Genomic DNA, 6,843 nt, shown 5'->3' on the forward strand with positions numbered 1-6,843 from the left:
CTGCCCCTCGAGGCAGAGAAACGCTGCCTATTTCTGGATCCGGCAGCGACCCGTCGGCCCGAGGATGTGCACGGTGCGCGGGTCGCATCCCGTCAGCAGGAAGTTCACCCAGGCGTTCTGGTCGCCATAGAAGACGTTGCGGTCCACCTCGGTCTTGACGCCGCGTACGACGCCGGTCTGCGTGTACTGCCAGAAGGTCCAGTCATGACGGTCGTAGCGCACATGCGGTTCGGCCGCCGTCGAGCGCAGCCACAGCGCATTGGGGAACGGAACGCCGCGCAGGATGTCGTTATAGAAGTTCATGTCGGTGTAGATGATCGGGAGCTTGCCCGTATGGGCTTCCATCGCCGCCAGCATCACCCCGATCTTTTCGAGCACGTCCTCGCGCGGCGGGTGCCGCTTGCAGCTCGAATGGTTGTTCCATTCGAGGTCGAGCACGGGCGGCAGCGCGTCCGGATCGGCCGGCACCATCTGGGTGAACCAGCGCGCCTGGTCCGAGGCCAGCGAGCACCAGGTCATGAAGTGGTAGGCCCCGCGCGGGATGCCGGCCGCGCGCGCCTTCTCCCAGTTGGTGTAGAACATGGGGTCGATATAGTCCTTGCCCTCCGTCGCCTTCATGAAGACGAAGTGCTGGCCGCTGGCGCGCACCTGGTGGAAGTCGATGTCGCCCTGGTAGCGCGCGACGTCGATGCCCTGGATCGGCATGGAGCGCGCCCGGTCCACCCCCGAATGCGGACGGTTGTCTCCCGGAATGGGCCCGTAGAGCCCGCCGCCGCGCGAACAGGCCGCGAGCGCAGCGATGAGAAGAACCATGCCGAGGCCCTTGATCAGGCGGGAAAGGGGTGTCGCGGAAGCGGCATCGACCATCCGGCGGGACTCTTCTCTTTGGTACGCAATACGTTAAGTCCTTGAATCAACATCGCCCGGTTAAGGAAACCTTGCGTTAAGGCTGATGCCTGCGCGCATGGTTAACCGGCCGGTGGCGGCGGTTAACCCGTTCCTGAAACGTTCTTGCCAAGCAGGCGCATGGCCTGCTAGCGTCGCCACGGCTGGGGCTTGGGGGCGAAGGCATGGTGACGCGGGTTACGACCGTGGCCTTTCAGGGCATCGAGGCGGTGCCCGTCGACGTGCAGGTGCAGATCGCGCCGGGGCATCCGAACTTCTTTCTCGTCGGCCTGCCCGACAAGGCGGTCAAGGAATCGAGCGAGCGGGTGCGCGCCGCGCTCACCTCCACCGGCCTTGGGCTTCCGCCCAAACGCATCACCGTCAACCTCGCCCCGGCGGACCTGCCCAAGGAGGGCAGCCACTACGACCTGCCGATCGCGCTCGGCCTGATGGCGGCGATGGGCGCCATTCCCTCCGACGCCCTCGACCGGTTCATGGTGCTGGGCGAGCTCGCGCTCGATGGACGCCTCTCGCCGGTCGCCGGGGTGCTGCCCGCCGCCATCGCCGCGCAGGGGCGTGACCTCGGGCTCGTCTGCCCTGCCGCCTGCGGCCCGGAAGCCGCCTGGGCCGGCGAGGCGATCGATATCGTTGCCGCCGACACGCTCCTGGCCATCGTCAATCACCTGACCGGCCATCAGCTCGCCCCGCGCCCGAGCCCCAAGCGCTGGCTGGCGAGCGGCGCGCTGCCGGACCTGGCGGATGTGCGCGGGCAGGAGGTGGCGCGCCGCGCCCTGGAAGTGGCTGCGGCCGGCGGCCACAACATGCTGATGATCGGCCCGCCCGGGGCCGGCAAGTCGATGCTGGCCGCGCGCCTGCCCTCGATCCTGCCGCCGCTCGATCCGCGCGAGCTGCTCGACGTCTCGATGATCCAGTCGATCGCCGGCGAGCTGGCTGACGGCGCCATCTCCGACCGGCGCCCCTTCCGCACGCCCCACCACTCGGCCTCCATGGCCGCCCTCGTCGGCGGTGGCTTGAAGGTACGGCCCGGCGAGGTGTCGTTGGCGCACAACGGCGTGCTCTTCCTCGACGAGCTGCCCGAGTTCGCCCCGCAGGTGCTCGACAGCCTGCGCCAGCCGCTGGAATCGGGCGAGACGGTCATCGCCCGCGCCAACGCCCGCGTCTCCTATCCCTCCCGCGTGCAGCTCGTGGCGGCCATGAACCCGTGCAAGTGCGGCATGGCGGGCTCGCCGGGCCATACCTGCCGGCGCGGACCCGCCTGCGCCGCCGATTACCAGGCGCGCGTTTCCGGCCCCTTCCTCGACCGCATCGACATCCGCATCGACGTGCCGGCGGTCTCGGCCGCCGACATGATCGCCCCGGCAAGGGGTGAACCCTCGGCCGATGTCGCCGAGCGCGTCGCCGCCGCCCGCGATCGCCAGCGCCGCCGCTACATGGAGGCGGGGCATCCGCAGGTCCTGACCAACGCCGCCGCCGGACCGACCCTGATCGAGGCGGTGGTCGCGCCCGACAGGGAGAGCCAGGCGCTGCTCCTCCAGGCGGCCGAGCGCTTCAATCTCTCGGCCCGCGCCTATCATCGGGTCTTGAAGGTCGCGCGCACCCTCGCCGACCTCGCCGGCGCCGAGAAGGTCGCCCGCGCGCATGTGGCCGAGGCATTGAGCTACCGGCTGAACCTCGGAGCGGCGTAGGTTGCGTGATGGCGGGCTGCAAATGGCCGTTTTCTGCGCTTCGGGTGCTCACGTACCCAAACGTACGCTGCGCGCCGGTTCTCGAAATCCGCCATTTTCGCCTCGCCCTGACGCAACCGTCCACGCAACCTGGGCTACCGCGCCGCCGCGATCATCGCGGCGAGCTGCTTGTACGCGTCGCACTCCGTGCCGCAGGCGGCCTCGATGATGTCGAGGCGCTCCTGCGCCAGGGCGAGCCTGCCGGTCTCGACATAGAGCTCGCCCAGATATTCGTTGGCGCCGAGGTGTTCCGGATCGAGGGCGAGGGCCTGGGTGTAGTAGCCGAGCGCCGCCTCGTGGTTGCCGTTCTTGCGCTGGGAAAAGCCCATGAGGCTCAAGGCTTCGACATCGCGCGGATTAGCGATGATGATCGGCTCCAGCGCCGCGATGGCGCCGGCGAAATTGCCGCCGCCGATATAGGCACGCGCCGTCGTCAGATGCGGCGTGCCGTTGCGCGCCGCGCTGCCCATGTAGCCGCCCGGATCGACGGCGACGGCGTTCATGGTGGCAAAGACCAACAGGGGCAGCGCTGCGACTGCCGAGGCTCGCTTGCGCATGACACATCCTCCGCGCGCATAAAGCCTAGCGCAGGCAGGTGTCCGTTGCGTGACCGATCAGCGCGCGAAGGCTTCGAACGGGTTGGTGTGCGTCAGCTGCACGATCGTCTCCTCGCCGACGCCTTGTGCGCGCAGCTTCGGGATGATGCTTTCGCTGAGCACCGTATAGGGTTTGGGCGTGCCGCCGCCCGGCAGCGCCGGGTCGTACCAGCCGCGGTCGTGGCTGAGGAGCAGCTGACGCTCGAGCCCGGCTTCGAGGGCGCGCAGGATCATCGCGACGATCTCCTCGTCCGGCGCCGAGCCGATATGGTCGTATTCGATCCAGGCGCCGCGCGCCGCCACCGCCTTGTGGAGGGCAAAATCCGGCTCGGCCTGGGTGTGGATGGAGATGAACCGGTCGGCCCGCCCGCCCGCCTGCCCGATGATGTCGAGCTGATCCATCACCACCCGGCCCTTGATCGTATGGCTGCCGATGACCGCGCCGGTCCCCTTGGCCGCGGTGACGGCAGCGCGCAGGATCCGGGCCTCGAGCTCGGTGATGCCCTCGTCCCCGGCGCTGAGCTTGATCCAGCCGGCCTTGTAGCCGGTGTCTTCGATCTGGTCGGCGAGCTCGGCCAGCATCCAGTCGGCAAGCCGCGTCTCGCTCGCCTCGCGCACCCAGGCAGGAATCCATGGCTCGCGGTAGTTGCCGGTCGGCACGACGATCGGGAAGGCGGTCGCGCGGCTGACCGCGAGATCGAAATCGGCGCGCCGCCCCACTCCGCCCGTCGAGCATTCGACGAGGGCGGTGACGCCGAGTGCCTTGATCGCCTCGATCTGCGGCGCCATCAGCGCGACGACATCGTCCGCCTCCGCCTCTGCATACCCCGGTGTGTCGGGCGTTCGCAGGTCGACGAACACGTGCTCGTGCGGCAGGATCATGCCGAGGTCGTCGGCCGCCATCGGCCCGAGGGTGGTGTAGAGGTGCTTCATGCGCGCACTCTGGAGCACTGCCTGCAAGGGCGCAAGCTAGCGGATGCTGCGGTAGCCACCGGGCACACCCCTCGGCGAGAAGACGATCTGCCAGAGCGAGACGTTGCGGGCCCGGAAGAGGGCGGCGAAGCTGAGGAGATAATAGCGCCACAGCCGATAGAAGCGCGCGCCGTACCTGCCTTCCAGCCCGGGCCAGGCGGCATCGAAATTGGCCCACCAGGCGAGGAGTGTCTTCTCGTAGTCGGCGCCGAAATTGTGCCAGTCCTCCATGACGAAGCGGCCTTCGCTCGCCCGCCCGATCTGGGCGATGGAGGGCAGCATGCCGTTGGGGAAGATGTACTTCTCGCTGAACGGCTCGCCATGCGTCGTCGAGTGATGCCCGCCGATCGTGTGGAGAAGCATCAGCCCGTCGTCGGCGAGGAGCGTGCGCGCCTTGGCGAAGAACGCCCGGTAGTTTTTGTAGCCGACATGCTCGAACATGCCGACCGAGACGATGCGGTCGAACTTTCCGTCGAGCGCCTGATAGTCCATCAGCCGCGTCTCGACCGTCAAGCCTTGCGTGCGCTCGTTGGCGAGCGCCGCCTGCTCCCTGCTCACGGTGACCCCGACGCCGGAGATGCCGTAGCGCTCCGCGGCGAACTGCAGGAATCCGCCCCAGCCCGAGCCGATGTCGAGGACCCGCATGCCCTTTTCGAGCCCGACCTTGCGGCAGATGAGGTCGAGCTTGGCCTCCTGCGCCGCGTCGAGACTGTCGGCGTCCTTCCAGTAGCCGCAGGAATAGATCATGCGCCTGTCGAGCATCGCCTCATAGAGGTCGTTGCCGATGTCGTAGTGCTTCTCGCCGACTTCCTTGACCTTGAGGCGCTGCAGGTTGAGGAGGCGTCCCTTGACGGCGCTCCAGAGGACGGCAGTGTCCTTCGGAAAGGCGTCGGGCACGGCGGCGGTGAGCAGCCGGTAGATCAGCTCGTCGAGCGCCTCGGCGTCCCACCAGCCGTCCATGTAGCTCTCGCCGAGCCCCAGCGTTCCTTGCGCGATGAGGCGGGCATAGAGCCGTTCGTCATGGATCCGGGGGTCCCAGGGGCGATCGCCATTGATGACGATATCCGCGGCGGCGAGCTGCTGCTCGACGAAACGTTTTGCGCGATTGCTCATGACTGAAATCGGCGAGGAAAGTGCAGATGATATCTGCACAGTCTAGGCCCGATTCTCCCACATCTTCAATCCGCTGACGATTGCGGGCCCGGCAGGCGTGACGCCTGCCGGGCCGCTGATTCACGTGAAACCGCTCAGCGCACCTTTTCAAAGAACGCGCGGATGTCGGCGACCAGCAGGTCCGGCGCGTCGGTGGCGGCGAAGTGCCCGCCATAGGGCATCTCGGTCCAGTGGACGATGTTGTTGGCGCGCTCGGCAAAGGTGCGCACCGAACGGAAGTCCCACGGGAAGACGGCAACGCCGGTCGGCGTCCTGTTCTCGGCCTCGCGGTAGCCCGAGCCCGAGCGGGTATCCTCGAGATAGATGGCGGCGGCAGAGCCGCCGGTGGCGGTGAACCAATAGATCGAGGCGTGGGCGAGGAAGAGGTCGCGGTCGACCGTCTCGACCCCCTGCCCCTCGAAGCCGAAGAACAGTTCGGTGTTCCAGGCCATCTGCGCCACGGGCGAATCGACGAGGCCGTAGGCGAGCGTGCCGGGGCGCTTCGACTGGATGACCTGATAGCCGTTGTACTTCTCGAACATGTCGAGATTGGCGAAGCCCTCGAGCTCGAAGGGGGTGAGCTTTTCCATCTCGCCGGGCGTGCCGTTGGGAAAGGCGAAGATCTGCTGCAGGTGCACGCCCCTGAGGCCTTCGGGCGCGAGGATGCCGAGCTCCTTGGACACCAGCGCCCCGACGTCGCCGCCCTGCGCGCCGTATTCGGTGTAGCCCAGCCGCTTCATCAGCGTGTCCCACGCCTTGGCGACCCGGGCGCTGTCCCAGCCGGCCTGCGTCAGCGGACCCGAGAAGCCGTAGCCGGGGAGCGACGGGATGACGAGATCGAAGGCGATGCCGGCATCGAGCCCGTGGGCGCGGGGGTTCGAGAGCGGCCCGATGACCTTCAGGAACTCTGCGATCGTCGAGGGCCAGCCATGGGTGAGGATCAGCGGAAACGCATTGGGCTCGGGCGACTTGATGTGGAGGAAATGGATGGTCTGCCCGTCGATCTGCGTCATGAACTGCGGGTAGCGGTTGAGCTCGGCCTCGTGCGCCCGCCAGTCATAGTCGTGCAGCCACCGGTCGGCGAGTTCCCTGATGAAGTGCACGGGCTGGCCGTGGCTCCAGTCGGTCGTGGCCGCGACCGGCCAGCGCGTCATCTCCAGGCGCTCCTTGAGGTCGGTGAGGGCAGTTTGCGGAATCTCGATCTTGAACGGGACGATGTCGGTCATTTGGCTTGCTCCTTGTGCCGTGGCGGAGGCGAGAGGACCGAATGCGGACGCCAGCAACAGGGCGGCGCCGGACGTGAGCATATCGCGGCGGGTGAGGTCGGACATCTTCGGCTCCTGATTTCGGCCGGGCGACCACCGTCCGGCTTCGACAAGGAGCTTGCCCCACCCCTGCTGACAGAGTGCGGCAGCAGCGTTTTGCCTTGCAAGCCACCGCTCTTCGCTCCCCTCCCCCTTGAGGGGAGGGGTGCGAAGAGCGGTGGCTTGCAA

The 6,843-nt window shown here is 67.6% G+C and carries 6 protein-coding genes; 1 reads left to right on the forward strand and 5 read right to left on the reverse strand.

Annotated elements, in window-relative coordinates:
* Nucleotides 1–27: 27 nt before the first annotated feature.
* On the reverse strand, nt 28–867 hold the full coding sequence (locus VE25_RS01130; protein WP_046106737.1) for a glycoside hydrolase family 25 protein: 840 nt from the start codon (nt 865–867) through the stop codon (nt 28–30).
* Nucleotides 868–1,070: 203 nt separating this feature from the next.
* On the opposite strand from VE25_RS01130, the gene VE25_RS01135 reads away from it, so the two are divergent.
* The gene (locus tag VE25_RS01135) at nt 1,071–2,591 is read left to right on the forward strand and encodes a YifB family Mg chelatase-like AAA ATPase (RefSeq protein ID WP_046106738.1); all 1,521 of its coding nucleotides are present in this window, start codon (nt 1,071–1,073) and stop codon (nt 2,589–2,591) included.
* A 134-nt stretch (nt 2,592–2,725) separates the two neighbouring features.
* On the opposite strand, the gene VE25_RS01140 is transcribed toward VE25_RS01135, so the two are convergent.
* The 4 genes from VE25_RS01140 to VE25_RS01155 all read right to left on the reverse strand — a co-directional run bounded on the left by VE25_RS01140 (nt 2,726) and on the right by VE25_RS01155 (nt 6,576).
* Nucleotides 2,726–3,187 carry a tetratricopeptide repeat protein gene (locus tag VE25_RS01140; RefSeq protein WP_052731645.1) on the reverse strand — a complete coding sequence of 154 codons (462 nt, stop codon included), beginning with the start codon at nt 3,185–3,187 and terminating at the stop codon, nt 2,726–2,728.
* A gap of 57 nt (nt 3,188–3,244) precedes the next feature.
* Nucleotides 3,245–4,159, reverse strand: a complete 915-nt coding sequence (locus VE25_RS01145; RefSeq protein ID WP_046106739.1) for a phosphotriesterase family protein — start codon at nt 4,157–4,159, stop codon at nt 3,245–3,247.
* Nucleotides 4,160–4,195: 36 nt separating this feature from the next.
* Entirely contained in the window at nt 4,196–5,311 is a 1,116-nt protein-coding gene (cfa, locus tag VE25_RS01150) for a cyclopropane fatty acyl phospholipid synthase (protein ID WP_083988646.1), read from the reverse strand.
* A gap of 134 nt (nt 5,312–5,445) precedes the next feature.
* Nucleotides 5,446–6,576, reverse strand: coding sequence for an epoxide hydrolase family protein (locus VE25_RS01155; protein ID WP_046106741.1), 1,131 nt, complete (start codon nt 6,574–6,576; stop codon nt 5,446–5,448).
* Nucleotides 6,577–6,843 lie beyond the last annotated feature (267 nt).

Origin of the sequence: Devosia geojensis (assembly GCF_000969415.1) — a bacterium.
Lineage (GTDB): Bacteria > Pseudomonadota > Alphaproteobacteria > Rhizobiales > Devosiaceae > Devosia > Devosia geojensis.

Excerpts from the sequence above, each read along its gene's own strand:
- VE25_RS01130 (WP_046106737.1), bottom strand. The coding sequence starts at position 867 with ATGGTCGATGCCGCTTCCGCGACACCCCTTTCCCGCCTGATCAAGGGC.
- VE25_RS01135 (WP_046106738.1), top strand. The coding sequence starts at position 1,071 with ATGGTGACGCGGGTTACGACCGTGGCCTTTCAGGGCATCGAGGCGGTG.
- VE25_RS01140 (WP_052731645.1), bottom strand. The coding sequence starts at position 3,187 with ATGCGCAAGCGAGCCTCGGCAGTCGCAGCGCTGCCCCTGTTGGTCTTT.
- VE25_RS01145 (WP_046106739.1), bottom strand. The coding sequence starts at position 4,159 with ATGAAGCACCTCTACACCACCCTCGGGCCGATGGCGGCCGACGACCTC.
- cfa (WP_083988646.1), bottom strand. The coding sequence starts at position 5,311 with ATGAGCAATCGCGCAAAACGTTTCGTCGAGCAGCAGCTCGCCGCCGCG.
- VE25_RS01155 (WP_046106741.1), bottom strand. The coding sequence starts at position 6,576 with ATGACCGACATCGTCCCGTTCAAGATCGAGATTCCGCAAACTGCCCTC.